The following is a 24,020-nucleotide window of genomic DNA, read 5'->3' on the forward strand; positions in this document are numbered from 1 at the left end:
GCATCGTCGCATTCACGTACCGCAAGGCGTATGAAACTGTCGTCTACCCGAATCGCCGCCCCCGTCCGGCGCCCGCTTCGCTGCCGGCTCCTAGGCTGGCGCCGTGATTCTGCGAGCGGCGCATGCCGGCGAATTGACCCAGGTACTGGCGTTCTGGCGGGACGCGGCGGAGAACGGCAGCCGGCCGGCGGACACCCTGACCGCGCTGACCGCCCTGTTCGAACGTGACCCGGCCGCCCTGATCGTCGCGGTCGACGGCCCGGAGATCGTCGGCACGGTCGTCGCGGGCTGGGACGGCTGGCGCTGCCACCTCTACCGCCTGGCGGTCGCCCCCAGCCGTCGCCGCGAGGGCATCGGCGGCCGGCTGATCGCCGCGGCCGAGGAACGGTTCCGCTCGCTGGGCGGCACCCGGGTGGACGCCATGGTGCTCGACGACAACGAGCGGGCGCACGGTGTCTGGGCCGCGCACGGGTACCGCCGCCAGCCGGAGTGGTCCCGCTGGGTGAAGCCGCTCTCGGCCTAGACGAGCTGTTCAGGCGAGCCGGGTCCGTTCGTCGAGGAAGCGGGTCGGCACGCCGGTGAAGGCCACGGCCGGGTCCGGCCGGTAGGCGAGGTTGAGGGTGTCCAGCCGATAGCTCCACGCGCCGTCGCAGAGGTGCGTGAGCCGGTAGTTGATCTGCCAGCGCAGCCACTGCCCCGGCGCCAGCAGCACCATCGAACCCCGGTGCCAGCGCGCCGGCCGGGTGCCCGGCTCCGGCACCAGTTCGACGCTCAGCAGGCGGCCGGCCTGGTGCAGTGCGATCCGGGCCGGGTCCGGCAGTTCACGCCGGGCCGAGAAGCGCGGGCTGAAGTCGTCGCCCTCCGACATCTCGACCTCGTGCAGCAGCGGCAACCCGTCCGCCGGAATCGGGAAGGCGATCGGCGCGGAGTTGCGTCGCGCGGCGGCGGAGCCACCGCGCGACTGTTTCGTCCAGGTGGTGCGGATCCACTGGGTCACGACGTCCACAAAGGGAATCGTCACCCGGCGGACCGGGGCTCGGCGAGTGGGTTTCCCCGATCAGGGGACGGAACTCAGCGGCCGAGCGCGGCGAGAGTGGTACGCACCTGGCCGACCGGGTCGGCTCCGAGCGGGCGCAGCACCAGCGACGTCATGCCGGCGTCGGCGATCGCCCGCACCTTGGCCGGTGTCTCCGCGGCCGGGCCGATAAGCGTGAACAGGTCGGCCGGCTCGACGCCCAGCCACGCGGCCTGCGTGCGGACCAGGTCGCCGGTGACGTCCGCCGTCTCCGCGGGGTCGTCGCTGACGTGCAGCAGCGCGAAGACGATCGCCTCGTGGTCGTCCCCGCCGCCGCCGCGGCGCACGTGGGCGAGGGATGCGGCCAGCTGCGCCGGTCCGTTGCCCTCGGCGATGATGGTGCCGTCCGCGACCCGGCCGGAGAGTTCCAGCGAGCGCGGTTTCACCACGCCGGTGACGATCGGCGGCACCACCGACGGCGGGTGGACCAGCTTCACGCCGTCGATGTGGACCTCGCTGCCGTGCAGCGTGACGGTTTCACCGTTGAGCAGGCCGCGGACCGCGACAACGGTCTCCTCGAGCAGCGCCAGTTTCGCCTTGCGCTCGGCGCCGACCTGCCGCATCCACTCCGGGACGCCGTGGCCGAGACCGGCGACGAGCCGCCCCGGGTGGACGCGGGCGAGCATCGCCAGTTCCATCGCCAGCAGGGCCGGGTTGCGCAGCGGCGCCGGGGCGATGCCGATGCCGACCCGGATCCGCGAGGTGGCGGCAAGGGCCAGGGCTGCCGCGCTCATCGAACCGGCCCAGCCGAGGTCCTCGACGACCCACAGGTCGTCGACGCCGGCCTCCTCCATGGCGGTGGCGAAGGCGGGCAGTTGCTCGGGGGCGCGGTCGCGGTCGAACATCACTCCGATACGGGACATCACGAGATCGTAAGCGCGCTGGGCAACGGTTTGGAATGGATCACCGCGAGTGTGGTGACGGCCCGGGTGAGCACCACGTAGAGGCGGTTCAGGCCCTTCGGCTCGGCGGCCACGATGTCGGCGGGCTCGTGGACGACGACATGGTCGTACTCCAGGCCCTTGACGAGCGTCGCCGGCACCACCGCGACGCGCGCCTCGGTCCCGGTGTCGTCCGCGCTCGCGTGCTCGATGCCCGCCGCGGTGAGGTGCGTCCGCAGCTCGTCGACCGCGCTGTCCGCCGCGATGACCGCGACTGATCCCTCCTGGGCCAGCGTCGTGGTGACCTCGGCCAGGGTCCGGGCGGCCAGCTCGGCGGGATCCGGCACGGGAACCACGACGAGGTTGCCGTCGCGGCGCAGCGAGACGGCCTCGGGCACGTTCACGCCGAGCGCCGGCAGCAGGCGGTTGGCCAGGGCGACGACCGCCGCCGGTACGCGGAACCCGACGGTCAGCGGAACCACCGGCGCGTCCGGCTTGCCGAGGTGCCGCAGCACGTCCCGCCAGTCCGTGGCCGCCCACGGCGCGGTGCCCTGCGCCAGGTCACCGAGCAGCGTGATCGAGCCGTGCTCGCTGCGCCGGGCGATCGCCCGGGCCTGCATGGGGGAGAGGTCCTGCGCCTCGTCGACGACCACGTGACCGAAACTGTTCTCCCGATCGAGGAGCCCCGCGGCCTCGTCGAGCAGCAGCAGGTCGGCCACGGAGAACTTCGCCGACTTGACCGTCCGCGGCGGCTTGACCCAGCGGATCGTCTCCTGTTCGTCGGCGGTGAGCAGGTCACCGGCCGTCGACGGGTCGGTCAGCACGCCCACCACCAGCGACTCCGGGGTGACGGCCGGCCACGCCGACTCGAGGAACGCGGTGACCGGCGCGATCCGGCTCATCCGGCGGAGCCAGGACTCGTTGGGGGAGTTGCCGGTGCGGTACTCCGACTGGCGTTGCAGCAGCCCGACGACCCGGGCCCGGACGCGTTCCCGGCCGACACCGTAGGGCAGGCCCTCGCGACGGGCCTCGTCGACGATCCGGCGCAGCGGTTCCACGTCGATGCGCCACCGGTACGACCCGTCCGACACCATGACCGGTTCGGTGGGCTTGCGCAGCCCCGCCCACAGGGTTCGCCGGAGCACCTCCGCCATGCGTACGTCATGCTTGATCAACATCGCCGCCGGCGTGTCGGCCGCCCGGACCGGCACCCGGCCGATCAGTTCCTCCAGCGTGGACTGCTGCACCTCGACCTCGCCCAGGGTCGGCAGGACCGCCGAGATGTAGGAGAGGAACGCGGTGTTCGGCCCGACGATCAGGACGCCGGACCGGCGCAACCGTTCCCGGTGCAGGTAGAGCAGGAACGCGGCCCGGTGCAGGCCGACAGCCGTCTTGCCGGTGCCGGGCGCGCCCTGCACGCAGATCGAGTCACCCAGGTCGGCGCGGACCAGCTCGTCCTGTTCCGGCTGGATGGTCGCGACGATGTCCCGCATCGGGCCGACGCGCGGCCGCTCGATCTCGGCGGTCAGGATCCGGCTGCTGGTGCCGAGCTCCTCGCCGCGGTCCAGGTGCTCGTCCTCGAAACTGGTCAGCTCGCCCCGGACGAACCCGAACCGGCGGCGGGTGGCGACGCCCTGCGGGTCGCGCACACTGGCCCGGTAGAACGACCGGGAGAGCGGGGCACGCCAGTCGAGCACCATCGGCTCGCCCGCGTCGTCGGTGACGTGCCGCCGCCCGACGTGGTAGGCGCTCTCCTCGATGTCGAGGCGGCCGAAGAAGAGCGGGGTGTCCGGGTCGTCGGCGAGTTCCTTGACCCGGCGGGCCATGTGCCGGCCCAGCTGCTCGGCGGTGTAGGCATCCCCGGCGACCTTGTCACCGGTGGCGAAGAGCGATCGGGCCCGGTCGCGCATGCGGCGCAGCGCGGCCCGGGAGTCGGCGAGGTGGGTACGTTCCGCGGTCAGCTCGGTGTCGAGATCGGTAAGCACAGCCATCCCTGAGAATCGAAGGGTGCTGCTCGCGTATCCGCAGGGCGGTTCGGCCGCCGGCGGCGCGGGGACGTCCGCTGCGGTGCATGCTCACCACGGCCGTCAAGCGGCCCTCCACGCTACGGCACTCCCACCCCTTGTCCACCGATTTAGCGACTGCCGAATGCGATATCCTGAGATATCACAGGAGGTGTGACGATGGATTTGTTGCTCCGTGACGTTCCCGATGAGGTAGTTGCCGCACTCGATGCCGAGGCCAGGCGTCTGGGGCTCTCCCGCAGCGAGGTCTTGCGCCGGGCTCTCGCGCGGACGTTCCCTCCGGAGAAGCGTAAGGCGACCATGGCGGACCTGGCCCGATTCGAGGACCAGTACTCCGGCCTCGCTGACGAGGAACTGATGACCGAGGCCTGGCGGTGACCGGCTGGCTGGCCGACAAATCCGCCCTGGTCCGCCTGTCGAGGAGCGCCGACGCGGAGGAATGGCTCGATCGGCTCGGGCGAGGTCTCGTCCGGATCACGACGCCGACTCTGCTCGAGGTCGGCTACTCCGCGCGGTCGGGACCTGAGCATCGCAAACATGCGAGTCAGCCACCGTTGTCGTTGATGCCGATCGAGTACCTCACTCCCTCCGCCGAGCAGCGTGCCGTCGAAGTGCAGGCGATTCTCGCGGACCAGGGCCGGCATCGGGCGCCGTCGGTTCCCGATTTGCTGATCGCCGCTGTCGCCGAACGATCCGGCCTCATCGTTCTGCATCTCGACAAGGATTTCGATCTCATCGCTGAGGTCACCGGGCAGCCTGTGGAGCGCCTGCGAGTGCCTCCCGCGGGCGATGCCTGACGGGCTGGACAGAATGGGTGGATGGCGGAGCAGGGGAGTGAACGGCCGAACGTCCGGATCACCGACGCGCGGACGATGCGGGCGCTGGCGCATCCGGCCCGGATCGAGATCGTCGACCATCTGACCGTGACCGGGGCCGCGATGACGGCCACCGAGTGCGCCGGCCTGGTCGGCCTGTCGCCGAGTGCGACGAGTTACCACCTGCGGGAGCTGGCGAAGTACGGCCTCGTGGAGCAGGCGCCGAGCCAGGGTGACGGCCGGGAACGGCGGTGGCGGAGCACGGGTGCCGGCCTGACGCTCGACGCCGATGCGGAGCACCCCGAGTCGTACGCGGCGGAGCGGGCGCTCGTCGATCTCTATCTGGCCCGGGACAAGGAGCGCATCCGGGAGTGGATGGGCCGGCAGCCGCAGGAGACCCGGCAGTGGCGGGAGGCGTCGCACCTGATGGGTCTGCACCTGATGGTCACGGCCGAGGAGCTGGCCGAACTCAACGAGAAGGTCCGGACGCTGATGGACCCGTACCGGCTGCGTGACCGTCCGGAGACCGAGGGTGCCCGTCAGGTGGTCGTGCAGTACGCGGCGTTCCCGATCACCCACGACGGGACCTGACGCCAGAGCCTTGAGTTGATCAGATGTGAAGGATTACTTTCGAAGTATGTCCTTCACATCTGGGACCTCGCGCTGGACCGACGTGCACCTCGCCGCGATCGGCCGAGCCGTCTCTGTCTGTGGCGACTTCCTGGCGGCCACCACCCTCGCCCTCGTCCTGCAGGAGGCGGGGCACGGCGGGCTGGCCGTCTCCGGACTGCTGGTGGCGGCGAGCCTTCCGCTCATCGTGCTCGCCCCGCTCGCCGGGCGGCTGGTGGACCGGGTGGACAGCCGTACCCTCCTGGTTCTGATCGGTCTCGGTCAGGCCGCGCTCTGCGCCGTGCTCGCGTTCACCACCCAGCCGGTTCTGATCATCGCCCTGGTCGGCCTGCTCGCGTGCGGTCTCGCCGTCACGCAGCCGACCTTCGCCGCGCTGGTGCCGGGCATGGTGCGCGAGGCCGACCTGGCCCGCGCGAGTGGCATCGTGCAGACCGCCGGGCAGGCCGGGATGCTCGTCGCACCGGCCCTCGCCGGCATCCTGGTCGGCTGGACGGGCCCGCGCGTGCCGCTGCTGCTGGATGCGGCGAGCTATCTCGCGCTGGTTGGGATCGGGCTTCTCATCCGTACGCGCAGAGGCGCACCCACCGGCGCCGCGCACCTGCCGGCCGGCCGTTTCCGGCTGCGCGACGACCGCACCCTGACCGTGATGACGGTGGCGGTCGCGGCCGTCGTCGCCGGGGTGAGCGCGGTGAACGTCTTCGAGGTGTTCTTCATCCGGGAGACGCTCGGCGCCTCGACCACCGTCTACGGCTTCGTGATGGCCTCGTGGACCGTCGGCATGCTCGCCGGCAGCGTCCTCTTCGGCCGGGCGCCGCGCCGGTGGATCACGCTGCCGGCAGTGCTGGCGCTGCTCGGCGGGACCTGTGCGGTGGTGTGCGTCGCCGCCGCGGTGACCTCCGCCGGCTGGCTCGTCCCGCTCTGGATCCTCGGTGGCGCGGCGAACGGCGCGTTGAACATCTGCACCGCGGTGACCATCGCGAGCCGGGTTCCGTCCGCGGCCCACGGCCGTGCCTTCGCCGCGACCACCGCCGCCGTGCAGGGCGCCGGTCTCGCCGGCCTGCTGCTGGCCGGGCCGCTCGCGGAGGCCTTCGAGCCCCGCGTCCTGGTCGCCGGCGCTGGAGCGGCCGGGATCCTCGCCGCGCTGGCCTGCCTGCCGCTGGTGCGATCTGAGCCACCCGCGCCCCCGCGGACCCGTGACGACCGCGAGATCGGGGATAACGTCGCAGCATGAGCGACAGCGTCCGTCGGCCCCGGGTCGGGCACATCCAGTTCCTCAACTGCCTCCCGATCTACTGGGGTCTGATGCGCTCGGGCGCACTGCTTGACGTCGACCTGCACAAGGACACCCCGGAGCGACTCAGCGCCCAGCTCGTCGCCGGTGACCTGGACATCGGGCCGATCACCCTGGTGGAGTACCTGCGGCATGCCGACGAGCTGCTGCTGCTCCCCGACCTGGCGGTGGGCAGCGACGGCCCGGTGCTCTCGGTCAACCTGATCTCCACCCGACCGCCGGCCGAGCTGGACGGGCGGCCGGTCGCGCTCGGTTCCACCTCGCGGACCGGCGTGATGCTCGCGCAGATGCTGCTCTCCGAGCGGTACGGGGTGGAGCCGGAGTACTTCCGCTGCCCACCCGACCTGTCGCAGATGCTGATGGAGGCGGACGCCGGGGTCCTGATCGGCGACCCGGCGTTGCGCGCGATGTATGAGGCCCCCGCCCGCGGCCTGCAGGTGATCGACCTGGCCGAGGCGTGGAAGGAGTGGACCGGGCTGCCGATGGTCTTCGCCGTCTGGGCGGTCCGCAAGGACTTCGCGGCCGCCCACCCGGGCCGGGTCAAGGACGTGCACGAGGCGTTCCAGCGGTCCCGTGACCTCTGTCTGGGCGAACTCGACGAGGTGGCGGAGGCGGCGGCCCGGTGGGAGCCGTTCGACGCCGCCACACTTGCCAACTACTTCCGGGTGCTGGACTTCTCGCTCGGTGACCGGCAGATCGCCGGGGTCCGCGAGTTCGCCAGGCGTGCCGCCGGGCGAGGCGAGGTGCCGGTGCTGCCGGACGGCGGCCCGCTCTTCGCCGAAATCTGATCTTCACCGTGGGCGGTCGTTCCCGCCGCCGGGCCGGTTATAAGATCCGCGGAATCTCTCCGGCCGCACGCGCGGCCGTCGATCCCGGAATCGGTGACCATGCGCCTGCGCAGTTTGTTCCGTCGTCTTGCCCGGCCCGCGGTGGCCGGCGGTCTGGCCGTGGTGGCCGGCATGGCCGTCACCGGTCTGGCCCTGCCCGCACAGGCGGCCGAGGACGGCGACATCCCGTTCGTGACCTTCACCGGGCCGGAGACGGTGACGGTCGTCAGCGGGCAGTCGAAGACGGTCAAGTTCAGCCTCTACAACACCGGTACCGTCCCGGCTGAGGACGTCGTGCTCCGGTTCGGCGACAAGGCCCACCCGGTCGGCACCGCCCTCGGTTTCACCCCGCCGGCCGGCTGCGTGCGGAACGCCTGCGAGCTTGGCGACTTCAAGCCGGGTGAGCGGCGCACCCTGCGGTTCACGGTCAAGCCTGCGGCCGCTGCCGGACCGGTGGGAAGCATCCCGGTCACCACCACCGTCGGCGGGCTGCCCAGCTTCGAGTCCTCGGTCGCCGTCGTGCAGACCGACAAGGGTGGCGCCGACCTGGAGGTCGGCGACATCAAGAGCCTGAAGCTCGGCCGCGGCAGGTCCGCCGACGTGCCGTTCGAGGTGCGCAACACCGGTGACAAGGCGGTCGAAGCGGTCGGGCTGGTCGTGTTCCCGCTGCACGACGGCGTGGCGGCGGAACTCGACTACCGCAACTGCGCCGCGGTGCAGGACGAGGAGCTCGGCGGCGTGCTCTGCGTCTTCGAGGATCCGCTGGCGGCCGGTGGCACCTTCGTCCTGCCGGAGTCGACGCCGCTGCGGGTCAGGGTGAAGGCCGACGCGCCCGGTCCGTACGACTACCCGGTCTTCGTCACCGCCGTCGGCATCACCGGCGAGTTCCTCGGCGAGTTCGACCGCCGGACCGCCGGCGCGACCGGCGCGGAGCTGAAGCTGGAGGCCAGGCTGACCGCGACCGACGAGGAGGACGAGGAGCCGGCCGGGATCGACGACCTCAACCCGGAGGACAACTTCGCCGAGTTCGCGGTGTCGGTGCCGCGATCCGCCGCGGACAGCCGGGCCATCGGTGGCGTCTTCGCGGGCCAGCCCGGCGACACCGTGGAGGCCGAGGCCGGTGTGCAGAACCTCGGGCCGACCGCGACGGTTCCGATCGGTTTCAACTGGTTCCCGTTCGTCCACGTCAAGATGCCGACCGGCGTGCGGCTCGTCCGGATCGACAGTGCCTGTATGCCGGGGACCTCGCCGGCTGACGTCGACTACGAGGACGAGTCGCTGAACGGCCGGGACTACGTCTGCGCGGTGGACACGCTGGCGAAGAACCAGAAGGTGCTCTTCACCTTCACGGCCGAGATCCTCGACGGCCGGCACGCGGCGGGCGCGGTGACCGTCGACGGCGGGGTGCAGGACACGAAGCGCGGCAACGACCGGGCCGCGCTCACCGTGGACATGCCCTCGGCCGGCCAGGGCGGCGGCGAAGGGCTGCCGATCACCGGCGCGCCCGCCGGGCTGCTCGCGGGCGGCGGGGCGGTGCTGCTGGTGGTGGGCCTGATCGCCTACCGGGCGGCCCGGCGCCGCCGGACCATCACTCTGGTGGAGTAGAACGACCGCGCGGTGAACGACCGCGCGGTGAACGACCGCGCGGCGCGCCTGCCGACCGCCGGGCCGCAGGGGGAACGGTCAGCTCAGGATCGCCTCCAGGGCAGCCACGTCCGCCGCGTCCAGCTGCCAGGAGCCGGCCGCCGCGTTCGCCCGGACCTGCTCGGCCGTGGTCGCGCCGGCGATCACGCTGGTCACCGCGGGCCGGGCGGCCAGGCCGGCGATCGCGACGTCGAGCAGGCTGCGGCCGCGCTCGGCGCCGTAGGCGGTGAGCGCCTCGATGGTGTCCCAGTCGGCGGTGTCGAGCCAGGAGGCGTAGCGCTGCTGCGACATCCGGGTGCCGGCGGCCGGCGGTTCGCCCCGGCGGTACTTGCCGGTGAGCAGGCCGGAGTCGAGCGGGAAGAACGGCAGCAGACCCAGGCCGAATCGCTCGCAGGCCGGCACCACTTCGGCCTCGGCGTCGCGGTGCAGCAGGCTGTACCTGTTCTGCGCGCTGATGAAGCGGGCCTGGCCGGCGGTCCGCGCGGTCCAGTCGGCGTCCGCGATCTGCCAGCCGGCGAAGTTGGAGTTGCCCAGGTAGCGGACCTTGCCGGAGCGGACCAGGTCGTCGAGCGCGGCGAGTGTCTCGTCGATCGGGGTGGCCGGGTCGGGCTCGTGCATCTGGTAGAGGTCGATGTGGTCGGTCTCCAGCCGGCGCAGGGAGGCCTCGACGGCGCGGGTGATGTACCGCCGGGAGCCGCGGGCGCCGAAGTCCCGGCCGTTGAGCCCCTCCATGTTCATGCCGAACTTGGTGGCCAGCACCGCCTCGTCGCGCCGGCCCTTGAGTGCCTGGCCCAGCAGCTCCTCGGAGGTGCCGTGCGGCGTGCCGTAGATGTCCGCGGTGTCGAACAGGGTGATGCCGGCGTCGAAGGCGGCGTCCACCACCTCGCGGGTGCCGTCGGCGTCCAGCTTGCGGCCGAAGTTGTTGCAGCCGATGCCGACGACGGACACGACGAGCCCCGAGTCGCCCAGCCGGCGGTAGGTCATCTCACTCATGTGCCGACCCTATGCCGCCCCCGGGCAGGTGCCACGACGGAACAACATATTGGTTATCGTCTATTGACACGACTTGTTACCTCTCGCAGAGTTGAGGGCACTCTGTGAGGGCCGGGCCGGGTAGCCCGGCAAGCCGCCGCGTCCATCGTGGACTCGCCCACGATCGGTTCACGATGGGCGCGGCCCAGGGCCTCAGTCGACCTCTTTGCCCAGGTCGCGATAGGTGGCGCGGAGCGCGTCGACGAGCGGCAGGTGCCGCACCCGCACGGGTGGCGGGTCGAGGGCGCGCAGCAGGAGTTCCGGCGGGGTGGCGCCGCGTGCCGGCCGTTCCCGCAGCCGGCCCAGGCTGACCCCGGGGGTATAGAAATCGGCCAGCCGCTGCGCCAGGGGTTCCTCCTCGACGGCGAGCGGGTCGGCCGGCTCCTCCTCCGGCTCCGGGGTGCCGCGCAGGTCGCCGAGGAGCGTGTCCCGGTCCCGGCCACGCCACGCGAGCACCAGGAACGGGTCGTCGTCGAAGGCCTCGGCGAGCACGTAGAGCGCGGCCGACCCGTGCTTGCAGGGGACACCCCAGTCCGGGCAGGAGCAGGTGATGTCCAGCTCCCCGGGGAAGAGCGGCAGCCCGAGGTCGGTGAAGAGGTCGACGATCTCGTGCGGCATCTCGCCGGCCAGCAGGGCCGCCCGGTAGAGCGCCCGGCCGGCCAGCGCCGCCGTGATGCCGGCCCACTGCTCCTCGTCGTACGCCGTGATCCCGATCTCGACCTGGTACGGCGTCGGCCGCGACCCCTGCACCCGGGCCGTCACCCGGCCCGGCCGCAGCGCGAAGTCGAGCACCTGCCCCTTGCGGGCGTAGGTCCGGCCGCGGGCCAGCCGTCCCGGCTGGCAGACGTCCTCGAGCACGTCGACGAACCGCCGCGACCACCACTGCTCGCCGATCTTGCCGCGCTGGGACCGGACCGCGAGCCCGCCGTCCACCTCGATCGGGCGCGCGGCCTCGTAGAAGCGCCCTTCCGGGTCGATCGGCACCTCAGCTCACCGCCCCCGGGTCGAGGGCGAAGAGCTCACGCAGCTGGTCGGTGCTCAGATCGGTGATCCACTCCTCGCCGGTGCCGACGACCGCTGAGGCGAGCGCCTTCTTCCGCTCGATCATCTGGTCGATCTTCTCCTCCAGCGTGCCGGTGCAGATGAACTTGCGGACCTGCACGTCACGGGACTGCCCGATGCGGAACGCGCGGTCGGTCGCCTGGTCCTCGACCGCCGGGTTCCACCACCTGTCGAAGTGGACGACGTGGTTCGCCGCGGTCAGGTTGAGGCCGGTGCCGGCGGCCTTCAGCGAAAGCAGGAAGATCATCGGCTCGGTGCCGGTCTGGAACCGTTCGACGAGCTCGTCGCGGCGCGCCTTGCCGAGCCCGCCGTGCAGCCAGAGCACCGGTCGGTCGAGTTGCGCCGTGAGGTACGGCTGGAGCAGCGAACCCCACTCCGCGTACTGCGTGAAGACCAGCGCCTTGTCGCCGTCCTCGACGATCTCCTCGGCCAGTTCCTCCAGCCGGGCCAGCTTGCCCGACCGGCCCGGCAGGCGGGAACCGTCCTTGAGCAGGTGGGCCGGATGGTTGCAGACCTGCTTCAGCTTCATCATCGCGGCGAGCACGTTGCCGCGCCGCTGGATGCCCTCGCTGTTCTCGATCTCGGCCATCATGTCCTCGACCACGGCCTGGTAGAGGGTGGCCTGCTCGGGCGTGAGTGAGCACCACACCTTCATCTCGTTCTTCTCCGGAAGGTCCGAGATGATCGTCTTGTCGGTCTTGAGGCGCCGCAGCACGAAGGGGCCGGTCGCCCGTTTCAGCGCGGCCGCCGCGTCCGCGTCCTGCCGGTTCTCGATCGGCTCCTGGAAACGCCGGCGGAACCGTTTCGCCGGCCCGAGCAGCCCCGGGTTGCAGAAATCCATGATGGACCAGAGCTCGGCGAGGTGGTTCTCCACCGGTGTGCCGGTGAGCGCGAGCCGGGTCCGCGAGCGGATCGCCCGGACCGCCTGGGACTGCCGGGTGCCGCTGTTCTTGATCGCCTGGGCCTCGTCGCAGACCACCCGCCCCCACGCGACCTCGCGCAGCGTCTCCAGGTCGCGCAGCGCGGTGCCGTAAGTGGTGAGCACCAGATCGGCCGCCGCCACCGCCGTGTCGAACTCCGCGCCGCGCCGCCGGGTGCCGCCGTGGTGCACGTAGACGCGCAGCCCCGGCGCGAACCGGGCCGCCTCCTTCTGCCAGTTGCTCACCAGCGACATCGGGCAGACCAGCAGCGTCTTCTCGGCCGGGTCGGTGAGCAGCAGGGACAGCGTCTGCGCGGTCTTGCCGAGACCCATGTCGTCGGCGAGGATGCCGCCCAGCCCGAGCCGGCTGAGGAAGTGCAGCCAGGAAAGACCACGTTCCTGGTACGGCCGGAGCGTCCCGTGGAAACCGTCCGGCGTGGGAAGCGGGGTCAGGCGGTCCGCGGCCTGGCCGGACAGCAGATCACCGAGCAGGCCGTCGGCGTCGACCTCGATCAGCGGCAGGTCCTCCTCGCCGCCCTCGACCACCTGCTCCAGCACCTCACCGGCGGTGATCTCACCGGTGCGGCGCTCGCTCACCGCCTTGAGCGCGGCCTTGAGCTGCCGGTCGTCGAGTTCCACCCATTGACCGCGGACCCGGACCAGGGGCACCTTGAGACGGGCCAGCTCGGCCAGTTCCTCGGCGCTGACCGTGCTGTCGCCGATCACCAGGTCGAGCCGGAACTCGACCAGCTCGGCGAGGCCGAACCCGGAGTCGGCGACGGCCCGGGACGCGCCGGCCTTGGTTTTCGGTTTCGACCTGGTGGTGAGCTTGAGACCCACCTGCTTGCGACCGGCCCAGGCGGGCAGCTGCACGCCGAACCCGGCGGCCTGGAGCAGCGGCGCCACCTGCCGCAGGAACTCGAACGCCTCACCGGTGGTGAGCGGCATCGCGGCCGGCCGCTGTTCGAGCAGGGCCACGTGCAGCAGCGGGAAGAGCCGGACGGCCCGGCCGAGCCCGGCCAGCAGCGTCTCGTCGGGCCGGCGGGGCAGGCCGGGGAACCGCTCGCCCTCCCACAGGGCGGCCGCGGGCAGGTAGAGGCTGGGGTCGTCGGCCGACTGGAGCGCGAACTCGAGAGCCCACTCGTCGGCGCCCGGCTCCGGCTCGATCAGCCGGAAGCTGACCCGGATCGGCCCGTTCGCCGCGTTGGCCGAGCGCATCCAGTCGTCGAGCGCCTGGCGCAGCTCACGGACCTCACCGCTCGCCGCACCGGGCAGGGACGGCTCGGCGGTGAGCGCGGAGAGCCAGCGGTCCGGCAGCGGCGCTTTCGGGCCGGGCCGCATCCCGGCCAGGATCCGGTCCGGCATCAGGCCGCGTGCCGCCTCGTCGAGCAGCGCGTCCAGGGCGTCCCGGACGACCCGGCCGGCGGGGTGCCCCTCCGCCGCGCCGAGGGCCCGCGTCACCGGCGGGATGCCGGCCGCGAAGTCGCGGAAGGTGGCCGCGTCGGGCCCGGTGAGCACCGGGCGCCAGCGGGCCGCCGGCACCCCGGCCTCGACGGCCAGCTGCGGCAGCATCCGGCCGCGGCGGGCCAGGTCGCACGCGTACCCGGCGAGCAGGCACAGGTAGCGCAACGAGGAACCGGCCACCCACGGCGCGCCCGGATCGGGGTCGGCGAGGGTGGCGAGGACCGCGGTGGCGTCGGCCGCGGGCACCGCGAGCACCGGCACGGTCCAGGAGCCCAGCCGCAGACCGCGCGGCGCCGGGCCGGTGTCGGTGCCGGCGTCGGCCTCGGGGGACGGCAGTGGCCCGCGGGCGGTGCCGGGCAGGGCGGCCGGCAGCGTCGTCGCCTCGGCGGCGGCGACCGGCTCGCCGAGCGCGGCGCGCAGGGACTCCGCGGGCGCCGCGCAGGGGTGCGGCCGTTGGCGTGCCCGGGACGCCGGCGCCGGCGGCGACGCCGGATCCTCCGCCCAGAGCACGAGCCGGCCCGGTCCGGTCCGGCCCGGCACCCAGCCGGCATGCACGACGAGCACTTGCACCCCCTCCGCAAAGCCCCGTCGAGACTACCCGCGCACGTCAGCGGCGCCGGTGACCCGCGCCGCTGACGCAGGCCGCCGCCGAGACGTACGCTTCGAATCGTGACCGCGAATCCGGAGATCGACAGCATCCTGCAGCGCGGCGCCGACGGCGGGCGGATCACGCCCGAGGAGGCGCTGCTCCTCTACACGCAGGCCCCGTTCCATGCGCTTGGTGAGGCGGCCGACGCGGTCCGGCGTCGGCGCTACCCGGACGGTGTCGTCACCTACCTGATCGACCGGAACATCAACTACACAAACGTCTGCGTCACCGCGTGCAAGTTCTGCGCGTTCTTCCGGGCGCCGAAGCACAAGGAGGGCTGGTCGCACCCGACCGAGGAGATCCTCCGGCGGTGCGGCGAGGCGGTCGACCTGGGCGCCACCCAGGTGATGCTCCAGGGTGGGCACCACCCGGACTACGGCGTGGAGTACTACGAGGAGCTCTTCTCCTCGGTGAAGCAGGCGTTCCCGCAGCTCGCGATCCACTCGATCGGGCCGAGCGAGATCCTGCACATGGCCAAGGTCTCGAACGTCTCGATCGAGGACGCGGTGCTCCGCATCAAGGCGGCCGGGCTGGACTCGATCGCCGGCGCCGGCGCCGAGATGCTGCCCGAGCGGCCGCGCAAGGCGATCGCCCCGCTGAAGGAGAGCGGTGAGCGCTGGCTCGAGGCGATGGCCGTGGCGCACCGGAACGGGCTCTCCTCGACGGCCACCATGATGATGGGCACCGGCGAGACGAACGCGGAGCGTATCGAGCACATCCGCATGATCCGTGACGTGCAGGACCTGGCGGTGGCGAACGGTTACCGCGACGACGCCGTGGAGCAGAGCCACACTGTCGGCGGGTTCCGGGCGTTCATCCCGTGGACCTACCAGCCGGAGAACAACCACCTCAAGGGCCGCACCCAGGCCACCACGATGGAGTACCTGCGGTTCATCGCGGTCTCCCGGCTGTTCTTCGACAACGTGGCGCACCTGCAGGCGTCCTGGCTCACCACCGGCAAGGACATCGGCCAGCTGTCGCTGCACATGGGTGTCGACGACCTGGGCTCGATCATGCTGGAGGAGAACGTGATCTCCTCGGCCGGCGCCCGGCACCGGTCGAACCTGCGGGAACTGATCTCGATGATCCGCACTGCCGACCGGATCCCCGCGCAGCGCGACACGTGGTACAGCCACCTGGCCGTGCACCTGACCGAGGCGGACGACCCGACCGACGAGCGGGTGGTCTCGCACTTCTCGTCGATCGCGATCCCGGGTGGTGGCGCAGGTCGCACCCAGCTGCCGCTCGTGGAGGCATCCTGACCCCTTTGGGGGGTGGTCGTCGGCCGTTCGGCCAGGTTCGGGTCGTCGGACCGGTGAGGGTGGGTTGCTCCTTCGTAACGAGCCCGCCGGTTGCCTGTACCGGCCCTGTCCGGCTGGTTACGTTGCCTGCGTAAGACAGCGGAACCTCATGCGTCGCCAGTCGCGGTCAGCGCCGGTGACGAGCAGTCGGACCCGACCGATGGCGGTCGTATATATAACGCACGAGGCACGGGCGGGATGGGAAACCATCCCGCCCGTTCTGTTTCTCCCGAGGTGGAGCAGAATCGCCCTTGTGACGCGCGCAGACCTGGACAAGCAGCCGCACGAGGTCGCCGAGATGTTCGACGGCGTGGCCAACCGCTACGACCTCACCAACACCGTGCTCGCCTTCGGCCAGGACCGGGGCTGGCGCCGGGCCACCCGGGCCGCTCTCGGCCTGCGGCCCGGGGAGCGGGTCCTGGACGTGGGTGCCGGCACCGGCGTCTCCACGGAGGAACTGGGCCGGTCCGGCGCGTTCGCGGTCGGCGCCGACCTCTCGATCGGGATGCTGCGGGCCGGGCGGGTGACCCGGCCGGACGTGCCGCTGCTCGCCGGCGACGCCCTGCGGCTGCCGTTCGCCGACGCCACCTTCGACGCGGTGACCATCTCCTTCGCGCTGCGTAACGTCGTGGACACCGCCGCTGCGCTGCGTGAGTTCGCCCGGGTGACGCGTCCGGGCGGCCGGCTGGTGGTCTGCGAGTTCAGCCACCCGACGAACGGCCCGTTCCGGACCCTCTACATGCAGTACCTGATGCGCTCCCTGCCGGCGGTGGCGCGCGGTGTCTCCTCCAACCCGGAGGCGTACGTCTATCTCGCCGAGTCGATCCGCGCCTGGCCGGATCAGCGTGGTCTGGCCGCCCGGATCGCCGAGTCGGGGCCGTGGGACCGGGTCGGCTGGCGCAACCTCTCCGGCGGCATCGTGGCGCTGCATCGCGCCACCCGGGTATAAATCCGGCATTCGGCGTACAAGGCCGCCAATGGCTGTTTAGCTCGGATTTATGACCGATATTGGGCATCTCGAGGACACCGACATCGACATCGCGATCGACGAGGGCGAAGCCGGCGAGCGTCGCGCGACCGAGCTGGCCAGCCGTCTGCGGATGGTCGCTGCCGAAGATCCCTTGTTGGCTCAGGACCTGGTGGAAGGGCTGATCGTCGCCTTGGACCGGGCCATGGGCGGAACCATCCGCGACCATCTGGACGGGCCCGCGCTCGGTGTGGCGGAGAAGGTTCTGCCCGCTCCGGACCCGGCGCCCCAGCCACGCCAGAACAATTAGGCGAACCTAAGCGCAAAGATCTTCGATTGTCGGCCTACACTCCGATCGAGGGATGCTTGTGAACTAATTCACGAGCATCGCACGAGATGGAGGTTGGACCGTGAGCGACCACGGAGCGAGTTCGATCGTCGCCGATGAGGCGGACGTGATCGTGGTCGGAGCGGGGCCGGGTGGCTCTGCCGCGGCGTACCACCTGGCCCGGCACGGCATGCGCGTGCTGCTCCTGGAGAAGACCGAGTTCCCGCGCGAGAAGGTGTGCGGCGACGGTCTCACGCCACGGGCGGTGCGCCAGCTGATCCGGATGGGTGTGGACACATCGGAGAAGGCGGGCTGGCTGCACAACCGCGGCCTGCGGGTGATCGGCGGCGGTGTCCGGATGGAACTGGACTGGCCCGACCTCGCGAGCTTCCCGAACTACGGTCTGGTCCGGACCCGGATGGATTTCGACGACCTGCTGGCCCGGCGCGCCACCGAGGCGGGCGCCCTGCTGCGCACCGGCGTGACGGTCACCGGCCCGGTGTTCGACGAGGACGGTTACGTGATCGGCGTCCAGGCGAAAGCCGGCGCCGGCAAGGAGCCGGTGGAGTACCGCGCGCCCCTGGTGATTGCCGCTGACGGCGTCTCCGGCAAGTTCCCGCTCGCCCTCGGCCTGGCCAAGCGCGACGACCGCCCGCTCGGCGTGGCCGTCCGGCGTTACTACCACTCGGCGGCCAAGGCCGACGACAACTACCTCGAGTCCTGGCTGGAGTTGCGCAGCGCGCAGGACCCGGCCCGGCTCCTGCCCGGCTACGGCTGGATCTTCGGTCTCGGCGACGGCCGGGTCAATGTCGGCCTCGGCATCCTCAACTCGTCCGACGCGTTCGGCAAGACGAACTACCGCAACCTGCTCACCGACTGGCTCGGCAGCACCCCGGAGGACTGGGGCCTGCGCGACGAGGCGAACGCGGACGGGCCGACGCTCGGTGCCGCGCTGCCGATGGGCTTCAACCGGGTCCCGCACTACAGCCGCGGCGTCCTGCTGGTCGGCGACTCCGGCGGCATGGTCAACCCGATGAACGGCGAGGGCATCGCGTACGCGATGGAGTCCGGTGAGCTGGCCGCCGAGATCGCGGTGCAGGCCCTGGCGCGGCCGGCGGGGCCGGAGCGCGAGCGGGCCCTGAGCGCCTACCCGGCCGAGCTCGCTCTCCGCTTCGGCGGCTACTACCGCCTCGGCGGGATATTCGTGAAGCTGATCGGGAACCCGCAGATCATGCGGCTCGCCACGAAGTACGGCATGCCGCACCCGACGCTCATGAAGTTCGTCCTCAAGCTCCTGGCCAACCTGACCGACCCCCGGGACGGCGACGCCATGGATCGCATCATCAACGGTTTGACCAAGGTGGCGCCCGCCGTCCGCTGACGGAACTGGGCACCCCGAGCAAAGGGATACAAAAGAGCACGAACTAGTGTGAAGCGGCTAACAGTCGTACGGGAGTGAACATGACGGTCAACCCTTATGTCCCGATCGTCGGGTTGCTGATCCTCGGCGCCCTCTTCGCGTTGTTCTCGGTGTCCATCGCGCCCATCGTCGGGCCCAAGCGCTACAACCGGGCGAAACTCGAGGCTTATGAGTGCGGCATCGAGCCGGCTCCACAGCCGATCGGCGGCGGCCGGTTCCCGGTGAAGTTCTACCTGACCGCGATGCTTTTCATCATCTTCGACATCGAGACCATCTTCCTCTACCCGTGGGCCGTCTCGTTCGACGCGCTCGGGCTGTTCGGGTTCGTGGAGATGGTCCTCTTCATCGTCACCGTGTTCATCGCCTACGCGTATGTGTGGCGGCGCGGCGGCCTGAACTGGGACTGATACGCATGGGAATCGAAGAGAAGCTACCTGCCGGCATCCTGCTCACCTCGGTGGAGAAACTCTCCAACTACGCCCGCAAGTCATCGTTCTGGGGCGCCACCTTCGGCCTGGCCTGCTGTGCCATCGAGATGATGGCGGCCGGCGGCCCGCACTACGACCTGGGCCGCTGGGGCATGGAGGTGTTCCGGGCCTCGCCCCGGCAGGCCGACCTGATGATCGTCGCGGGCCGGGTCAGTCAGAAGATGGCCCCGGTGGTCCGGCAGATCTACGACCAGATGCCCGAACCGCGCTCGGTGATCTCGATGGGTGTCTGTGCCTCGTCCGGCGGCATGTTCAACAACTACGCCATCGTGCAGGGCGTCGACCACATCGTCCCGGTCGACATCTACCTGCCGGGGTGTCCGCCCCGACCGGAGATGCTGATCGACGCGATCCTCAAGATGCGCGAGAAGGTCATGGCGGCGCCGCTGGGTCCCAACGGGCTCAAGATGCTCGCCGCTCGCGAAGCGGAGGGCAAGTCGCCGATCGTGGCGCCGGGTGCCATGCCGTCCTCGTACCGCGCCGACAAGACGCGGCGGGCGGAATGGACTCAGGCCGTCAAGGAAGGCCGTGAGGAGCAATTGCGGATCGAGAACTGGATGAAGCTCCAGCCGCATTTGCGGGAAGGTGTCAAATGAGCATTTCTTCCGGCACTGAGGGTGGCGTACCAACTACTGCGCCGACCGGAGCGGAACTGGGTGCGCCGGCACAGACACCGCCCAGCCCCGACAAGGGCATGTTCGGTGTCAAAGGTACCGGTGACGTTTCCGGCTTCGGTCGTCTGGTCCGCCCACGACCTGCTGTTTTTGACAGCCCACGGCCGTACGGCGGGTATTTCGACGACGTCTATGACGCGTTGGAGGAAGCTTATCCGGCCTTCTCCGAAGCCATCGAGAAGGTGGTGGTAGATAGGGCGGAACTCACACTTCACATCAGGCCCGAGAAAATCACCGAGGTCTGTCAGGTAATGCGCGACGACGAGTCGCTGCGATTCGAGCTGTGCTCCTCCGTGGACGCGGTCGACTATCTCGGCAGCGACGAGCGCCGGTTCCACGTGACGTACCAGCTGACCTCGATGACGTACCGGCGGCGGGTGCGCCTGGAGGTCGCGGTTCCGGACGGCGTGAGCGTTCCCAGCGTCACCGGCGTCTACCCGACGGCCGACTGGCAGGAGCGCGAGGTCTACGACATGTTCGGCGTCGTCTTCGCCGGACACCCCAACCTCACCCGGATCCTGATGCCGGACGACTGGGAGGGGCACCCCCAGCGCAAGGACTACCCCCTCGGCGGCGTGCCGGTGGAGTACAAGGGCGCCGAGATTCCGCCGCCCGACCAGCGGAGGGTCTACCAATGACGACATCCGAGTACGCGACCGAGCGCGAGACCACCGAGGGCCGGGTCTTCACGGTCACCGGCGGCGACTGGGACACCATCGCGGCCGGCGTCGACCCGCTCAGCAACGAGAAGATCGTCGTCAACATGGGGCCGCAGCACCCGTCCACGCACGGCGTGCTGCGCCTGGTGCTGGAGCTGGAGGGCGAGACGGTCGTCGAGTGCCGTCCGGTCATCGGTTACCTGCACACCGGGATCGAGAAGAACCTGGAGTACCGGAACTGGACACAGGGCGTCACCTTTGTCACCCGGATGGACTACCTCTCGAACATGTCCAACGAGGCGGGTTACTGCCTCGCGGTGGAGAAGCTGCTCGGCATCACCGATCAGATCACCGAGCGGGCCACCACGATCCGGGTCATGTTCATGGAGTTGCAGCGGATCGCCTCGCACCTGGTCTGGCTCGCGACGACCGGCATGGAGCTGGGCGCGATCTCGATGATGCTCTACGGCTTCCGCGAGCGTGAGTACATCCTCGACATCTTCGAGGAGACCTCCGGCCTGCGGATGAACAACGCGTACATCCGCCCGGGCGGTCTGGCACAGGACCTGCCGGAGTCCGCGGTTCGCAAGATCCGCGACTTCCTGGTCTACCTGCCCAAACGCCTCAAGGAGTACGAGGCGATGCTCTCCGACCAGGTGATCTGGCAACGCCGTACGCAAGGGGTCGCCGTCCTGGACGTGACCGGCTGCCTGGCACTGGGCATCACCGGTCCGGTGCTGCGCGCCGCCGGTCTGCCCTGGGACCTGCGCAAGACCATGCCGTACTGCGGTTACGACACCTACGAGTTCGACGTGCCGACCGCGACGACCGCCGACGTCTGGGGCCGTTACCTGGTCCGGATCGCCGAGATCCGGGAGTCGCTCAAGATCGTCGAGCAGGCGCTGGACCGGCTCCGTCCCGGCCCGGTCTGGATCGCGGACAAGAAGATCGCCTGGCCGTCGCAACTCGCGCTGGGCGTGGACGGGCTCGGCAACTCGCTCGAGCACGTCGCCAAGATCATGGGTCAGTCGATGGAGTCATTGATCCACCACTTCAAGCTCGTGACCGAGGGCTTCCGGGTTCCGCCTGGTCAAGTCTATGTCGCGATCGAGCATCCGCGTGGCGAACTTGGCGTACACGCGGTTTCCGACGGTGGCACCCACCCGTACCGGGTGCACTACCGCGAGCCGAGCTTCGTCAACCTTCAGGCCATCCCCGCGATGGCCGAGGGGGCGCTGCTCGCCGACGTCATCGCCGGCGGCGCCTCCCTGGACCCCGTGATGGGTGGGTGTGACCGCTGATGTCCGAGACCACGGTGGACTTCTCGCCGGCGGCCGCGCCTCTCGCGGAGAAACTGCTGGAACCGGCCCGCGAGATCCTCGCCCGCTACCCGGCGGGCCGGGAACGCTCGGCGCTGCTCCCGCTGCTGCACCTGGTGCAGACCGAGGAGGGGTACGTCAGCCCGCAGGGCGTCTCGTTCTGCGCCGAGATCCTCGGGATCAACAAGGCGCAGGTCGGCGCGGTCGCGACGTTCTACACGATGTACAAGCGCCGCCCCACCGGCGAGTACCTGGTGAGTGTCTGCACCAACACCCTGTGCAATGTGCTGGGCGGCCAGCAGGTCTACGACGAGCTGGCCGAGCACCTCGGTGTCGGGCACGACCAGACGACGGCCGACGGCAAGATCACGCTGGAGCACGCCGAGTGCCTCGCCGCCTGTGACTACGCGCCGGTCGTGACGGTCAACTACGACTTCACGATCGACGAGGCCACGCCGGAGTCGGCGATCGCCTTGGTGGAGGGCCTGCGCCAGGGTGAGCGGCCGACGCCCGCCCGGGGCGCCCGGATCTGTTCGCTCAAGGAGATGCAGTTCCAGCTGGCCGGCTTCGCCGACCCGCGGGACGGTGCGGTCGGCGACGGGGTGGCCGGCGCGCCGACCCTGCGCGGCGTGCGCCTGGCCCAAGAGCACGGCGTCGCGGTGGCCGGGTTCGACACCGACACACCGATCACCAGGACGAAGCCGGCCCGGGACGAGAGCGCGCTGCCGCCCCGGACGGACGACGCGGACAAGCCGGTCGAGCCGAAACCCGAGGGCCGCATCGCCTCGGTCGCCAAAAAGGCGGCGGGCGCGGTCAAGGCGGCGGCCGGCGCGGTCGCCGACAAGGTCGAGGACCGGCGGCACACCAAGGCGGACCACCAGGTCGCCGACCAGGCCGCCGGCCATGCGGGCCGGACCACCGACACCGGTGACCTCAAGGACCCCGAGGTCCGCACGGCCGAGCAGCGCAACCCCACCATGGGCGAGCCGGACCGGACCGGCGGCGCCGAGGCGGACGAGCCGGCCCCGGAGAACCCGGCCGAGGCGGCCGGCGTGGCACAGAACAGGACTGCCGGTGACGGCAAGCCGGCCGGTGACACCACCCGCGGCGAGCGGATCGTCAGCCAGCGCACCGCCGATCAGAAGCCGGACGCCGCGGACCCGAACCCCGGCTGGCAGAACGTCCCGCGTGGCACCGAGGAGGAGAAGTGACCCAGCCCCGGCCGGAGGTCCTCCAGAAGCTCACCCCCGTACTCACCAAGCGCTGGCTCTCGCCGGACGCCTGGCAGATCGGCGTCTACGAGCGGCTGGACGGCTATCTGGCATTGCGCAAGGCTCTCGATGTCCACCCCGACGACCTGATCCAGCTGGTGAAGGACTCCGGTCTGCGCGGTCGTGGCGGCGCCGGCTTCCCCACCGGCCTGAAGTGGGGCTTCATCCCGCAGGGCGACGGCAAGCCGCACTATCTCGTGATCAACGCGGACGAGGGCGAACCCGGTACCTGCAAGGACCTGCCGCTGATGACGTACGACCCGCACTCGCTGGTGGAGGGCGCGATCATCGCCTCCTACGCCATCCGGGCGAACCGGGCGTTCATCTACATCCGCGGTGAGGCGGTGCACGCCGCGCGGCGGCTGCGCAACGCGGTCCAGGAGGCGTACGCCAAGGGTTACCTCGGCAAGAACATCCTCGGCTCCGGGTTCGACCTGGACCTGGTGGTGCACAGCGGTGCCGGCGCTTACATCTGCGGTGAGGAGACGGCCCTGCTCGACTCCCTGGAAGGGTTCCGCGGCCAGCCCCGGCTGCGCCCGCCCTTCCCGGCCGTCGCCGGCCTCTACGCGAGCCCGACGGTGGTCAACAACGTCGGCACCATCGCCAGCGTGCCCTACATCGTGCTGGGCGGCGCGGACTGGTGGAAGAGCATGGGCACCGAGAAGTCGGCCGGCCCGATGATCTACTCGCTCTCCGGCCGGATCACCAACCCCGGGCAGTACGAGTGCGGCCTCGGCATCACCCTGCGCGAGCTGATCGAGCTGGCCGGGGGCATGAAGCCGGGGCACAACCTGAAGTTCTGGACGCCGGGCGGGTCGTCGACGCCGATCCTGACCGCCGAGCACATCGACACCCCGATGGACTTCGAGGGTGTCGCGGCGGCCGGGTCGATCCTCGGCACCACGGCGATGCAGATCTTCTCGGACCAGGACTGCCCGGTCTACAACACGTGGCGGTGGCTGGAGTTCTACCACCACGAGTCGTGCGGCAAGTGCACCCCGTGCCGGGAGGGCAACTACTGGATGGTCCGCACCTACCGGCGGATCCTCGCCGGGCAGGGGACCTACGCCGACCTCGACACCCTCCAGGACACCGCGGACAACATCTTCGGCCGGTCGTTCTGCGGCCTCGGCGACGGCGCGGCCACCCCGGTCGTGTCGACGCTGAAGTGGTTCCGGGACGACTACCTCGGCTACATCGAGGGCCGCACCGCTCCTCGGCTGTCGGAGAAGACCCTCGTGGGAGCCCACTGATGCGAGCGAGGAGCGCAGCGAAGCAAG

Annotated in this window: 23 protein-coding genes; 17 read left to right on the top strand and 6 right to left on the bottom strand. The window is 70.7% G+C overall.

Going from position 1 to position 24,020, the window contains the following annotated elements:
- Positions 1-103 precede the first annotated feature (103 nt).
- Positions 104-523 (top strand): GNAT family N-acetyltransferase, encoded by a 420-nt coding sequence (locus LPA41_RS18030; RefSeq protein WP_229071754.1) that lies wholly within the window; start codon positions 104-106, stop codon positions 521-523.
- 9 nt (positions 524-532) lie between these two features.
- Here the strand turns inward: LPA41_RS18030 and LPA41_RS18035 are convergent, their stop codons facing one another.
- The 3 genes from LPA41_RS18035 to LPA41_RS18045 form a co-directional block, all read right to left on the bottom strand.
- Entirely contained in the window at positions 533-1,006 is a 474-nt protein-coding gene (locus LPA41_RS18035) for a hypothetical protein (RefSeq protein ID WP_229071756.1), read from the bottom strand.
- 65 nt (positions 1,007-1,071) lie between these two features.
- Positions 1,072-1,938 (bottom strand): LLM class flavin-dependent oxidoreductase, encoded by an 867-nt coding sequence (locus LPA41_RS18040; RefSeq protein ID WP_229071758.1) that lies wholly within the window; start codon positions 1,936-1,938, stop codon positions 1,072-1,074.
- A complete protein-coding gene (locus tag LPA41_RS18045; RefSeq protein ID WP_229071760.1) occupies positions 1,938-3,947 on the bottom strand; it encodes an AAA family ATPase in 2,010 nt (669 codons plus the stop codon). Before LPA41_RS18045 ends, LPA41_RS18040 begins: the two co-directional genes overlap by 1 nt.
- A 192-nt stretch (positions 3,948-4,139) precedes the next feature.
- On the opposite strand from LPA41_RS18045, the gene LPA41_RS18050 reads away from it, so the two are divergent.
- From LPA41_RS18050 to LPA41_RS18075, 6 genes are all read left to right on the top strand, one after another.
- A complete protein-coding gene (locus LPA41_RS18050) occupies positions 4,140-4,358 on the top strand; it encodes a ribbon-helix-helix protein, CopG family (protein ID WP_229071762.1) in 219 nt (72 codons plus the stop codon).
- Positions 4,355-4,777, top strand: a complete 423-nt coding sequence (locus LPA41_RS18055) for a PIN domain nuclease (RefSeq protein WP_229071764.1) — start codon at positions 4,355-4,357, stop codon at positions 4,775-4,777. Before LPA41_RS18050 ends, LPA41_RS18055 begins: the two co-directional genes overlap by 4 nt.
- A gap of 21 nt (positions 4,778-4,798) precedes the next feature.
- Positions 4,799-5,386 (top strand): helix-turn-helix domain-containing protein, encoded by a 588-nt coding sequence (locus tag LPA41_RS18060; protein WP_229071766.1) that lies wholly within the window; start codon positions 4,799-4,801, stop codon positions 5,384-5,386.
- A gap of 46 nt (positions 5,387-5,432) precedes the next feature.
- Positions 5,433-6,656 (top strand): MFS transporter, encoded by a 1,224-nt coding sequence (locus tag LPA41_RS18065; protein WP_229071769.1) that lies wholly within the window; start codon positions 5,433-5,435, stop codon positions 6,654-6,656.
- Positions 6,653-7,504: a menaquinone biosynthetic enzyme MqnA/MqnD family protein gene (locus LPA41_RS18070; RefSeq protein ID WP_229071771.1), complete on the top strand. Its 852-nt coding sequence runs from the start codon at positions 6,653-6,655 to the stop codon at positions 7,502-7,504. Before LPA41_RS18065 ends, LPA41_RS18070 begins: the two co-directional genes overlap by 4 nt.
- A 99-nt stretch (positions 7,505-7,603) precedes the next feature.
- Positions 7,604-9,148: a hypothetical protein gene (locus tag LPA41_RS18075; protein WP_229071772.1), complete on the top strand. Its 1,545-nt coding sequence runs from the start codon at positions 7,604-7,606 to the stop codon at positions 9,146-9,148.
- 78 nt (positions 9,149-9,226) lie between these two features.
- Here LPA41_RS18075 and LPA41_RS18080 read toward each other — a convergent pair whose 3' ends face one another.
- From LPA41_RS18080 to LPA41_RS18090, 3 genes are all read right to left on the bottom strand, one after another.
- Positions 9,227-10,180 (bottom strand): aldo/keto reductase, encoded by a 954-nt coding sequence (locus tag LPA41_RS18080; protein WP_229071774.1) that lies wholly within the window; start codon positions 10,178-10,180, stop codon positions 9,227-9,229.
- A gap of 192 nt (positions 10,181-10,372) precedes the next feature.
- The gene (locus LPA41_RS43000; protein WP_229071776.1) at positions 10,373-11,203 is read right to left on the bottom strand and encodes an SWIM zinc finger family protein; all 831 of its coding nucleotides are present in this window, start codon (positions 11,201-11,203) and stop codon (positions 10,373-10,375) included.
- A gap of 1 nt (position 11,204) precedes the next feature.
- A complete protein-coding gene (locus LPA41_RS18090; RefSeq protein ID WP_229071778.1) occupies positions 11,205-14,228 on the bottom strand; it encodes a DEAD/DEAH box helicase in 3,024 nt (1,007 codons plus the stop codon).
- Positions 14,229-14,333: 105 nt separating this feature from the next.
- Between LPA41_RS18090 and mqnC the strand changes: the two genes are divergently transcribed.
- From mqnC to nuoF, 10 genes are all read left to right on the top strand, one after another.
- Entirely contained in the window at positions 14,334-15,575 is a 1,242-nt protein-coding gene (mqnC, locus tag LPA41_RS18095; RefSeq protein ID WP_229071780.1) for a cyclic dehypoxanthinyl futalosine synthase, read from the top strand.
- Between the two features lie 292 nt (positions 15,576-15,867).
- Positions 15,868-16,563 carry a demethylmenaquinone methyltransferase gene (locus LPA41_RS18100; RefSeq protein WP_308036577.1) on the top strand — a complete coding sequence of 232 codons (696 nt, stop codon included), beginning with the start codon at positions 15,868-15,870 and terminating at the stop codon, positions 16,561-16,563.
- Between the two features lie 49 nt (positions 16,564-16,612).
- Positions 16,613-16,891 (top strand): hypothetical protein, encoded by a 279-nt coding sequence (locus LPA41_RS18105; protein ID WP_229071782.1) that lies wholly within the window; start codon positions 16,613-16,615, stop codon positions 16,889-16,891.
- Positions 16,892-16,991: 100 nt separating this feature from the next.
- Entirely contained in the window at positions 16,992-18,290 is a 1,299-nt protein-coding gene (locus LPA41_RS18110) for a geranylgeranyl reductase family protein (protein WP_229071784.1), read from the top strand.
- A gap of 80 nt (positions 18,291-18,370) precedes the next feature.
- Positions 18,371-18,736 (top strand): NADH-quinone oxidoreductase subunit A, encoded by a 366-nt coding sequence (locus LPA41_RS18115; protein WP_229071786.1) that lies wholly within the window; start codon positions 18,371-18,373, stop codon positions 18,734-18,736.
- Between the two features lie 5 nt (positions 18,737-18,741).
- On the top strand, positions 18,742-19,413 hold the full coding sequence (locus tag LPA41_RS18120) for an NADH-quinone oxidoreductase subunit B family protein (RefSeq protein ID WP_229071913.1): 672 nt from the start codon (positions 18,742-18,744) through the stop codon (positions 19,411-19,413).
- Positions 19,410-20,129 carry an NADH-quinone oxidoreductase subunit C gene (locus LPA41_RS18125; RefSeq protein WP_229071788.1) on the top strand — a complete coding sequence of 240 codons (720 nt, stop codon included), beginning with the start codon at positions 19,410-19,412 and terminating at the stop codon, positions 20,127-20,129. Before LPA41_RS18120 ends, LPA41_RS18125 begins: the two co-directional genes overlap by 4 nt.
- Complete coding sequence (locus LPA41_RS18130; RefSeq protein ID WP_229071790.1) at positions 20,126-21,451, top strand: NADH-quinone oxidoreductase subunit D; 1,326 nt, start codon at positions 20,126-20,128, stop codon at positions 21,449-21,451. Before LPA41_RS18125 ends, LPA41_RS18130 begins: the two co-directional genes overlap by 4 nt.
- Positions 21,451-22,680, top strand: coding sequence for an NADH-quinone oxidoreductase subunit NuoE (gene nuoE / locus LPA41_RS18135; RefSeq protein WP_304523777.1), 1,230 nt, complete (start codon positions 21,451-21,453; stop codon positions 22,678-22,680). Before LPA41_RS18130 ends, nuoE begins: the two co-directional genes overlap by 1 nt.
- Positions 22,677-23,993: an NADH-quinone oxidoreductase subunit NuoF gene (gene nuoF, locus LPA41_RS18140; RefSeq protein WP_229071792.1), complete on the top strand. Its 1,317-nt coding sequence runs from the start codon at positions 22,677-22,679 to the stop codon at positions 23,991-23,993. The genes nuoE and nuoF overlap by 4 nt, the downstream gene beginning before the upstream one ends.
- Positions 23,994-24,020: the final 27 nt, after the last annotated feature.

The organism is Actinoplanes sp. DH11, from assembly GCF_020873875.1.
GTDB lineage: Bacteria > Actinomycetota > Actinomycetes > Mycobacteriales > Micromonosporaceae > Actinoplanes.

Excerpts from the sequence above, each read along its gene's own strand:
- nuoE (WP_304523777.1), top strand. The coding sequence starts at position 21,451 with ATGTCCGAGACCACGGTGGACTTCTCGCCGGCGGCCGCGCCTCTCGCG.
- LPA41_RS18105 (WP_229071782.1), top strand. The coding sequence starts at position 16,613 with ATGACCGATATTGGGCATCTCGAGGACACCGACATCGACATCGCGATC.
- LPA41_RS18050 (WP_229071762.1), top strand. The coding sequence starts at position 4,140 with ATGGATTTGTTGCTCCGTGACGTTCCCGATGAGGTAGTTGCCGCACTC.
- LPA41_RS18120 (WP_229071913.1), top strand. The coding sequence starts at position 18,742 with ATGGGAATCGAAGAGAAGCTACCTGCCGGCATCCTGCTCACCTCGGTG.
- LPA41_RS18130 (WP_229071790.1), top strand. The coding sequence starts at position 20,126 with ATGACGACATCCGAGTACGCGACCGAGCGCGAGACCACCGAGGGCCGG.
- LPA41_RS18040 (WP_229071758.1), bottom strand. The coding sequence starts at position 1,938 with ATGTCCCGTATCGGAGTGATGTTCGACCGCGACCGCGCCCCCGAGCAA.
- LPA41_RS18060 (WP_229071766.1), top strand. The coding sequence starts at position 4,799 with ATGGCGGAGCAGGGGAGTGAACGGCCGAACGTCCGGATCACCGACGCG.
- LPA41_RS18075 (WP_229071772.1), top strand. The coding sequence starts at position 7,604 with ATGCGCCTGCGCAGTTTGTTCCGTCGTCTTGCCCGGCCCGCGGTGGCC.
- LPA41_RS18065 (WP_229071769.1), top strand. The coding sequence starts at position 5,433 with ATGTCCTTCACATCTGGGACCTCGCGCTGGACCGACGTGCACCTCGCC.
- LPA41_RS18070 (WP_229071771.1), top strand. The coding sequence starts at position 6,653 with ATGAGCGACAGCGTCCGTCGGCCCCGGGTCGGGCACATCCAGTTCCTC.
- LPA41_RS18080 (WP_229071774.1), bottom strand. The coding sequence starts at position 10,180 with ATGAGTGAGATGACCTACCGCCGGCTGGGCGACTCGGGGCTCGTCGTG.
- LPA41_RS18045 (WP_229071760.1), bottom strand. The coding sequence starts at position 3,947 with ATGGCTGTGCTTACCGATCTCGACACCGAGCTGACCGCGGAACGTACC.
- LPA41_RS18115 (WP_229071786.1), top strand. The coding sequence starts at position 18,371 with ATGACGGTCAACCCTTATGTCCCGATCGTCGGGTTGCTGATCCTCGGC.
- LPA41_RS18125 (WP_229071788.1), top strand. The coding sequence starts at position 19,410 with ATGAGCATTTCTTCCGGCACTGAGGGTGGCGTACCAACTACTGCGCCG.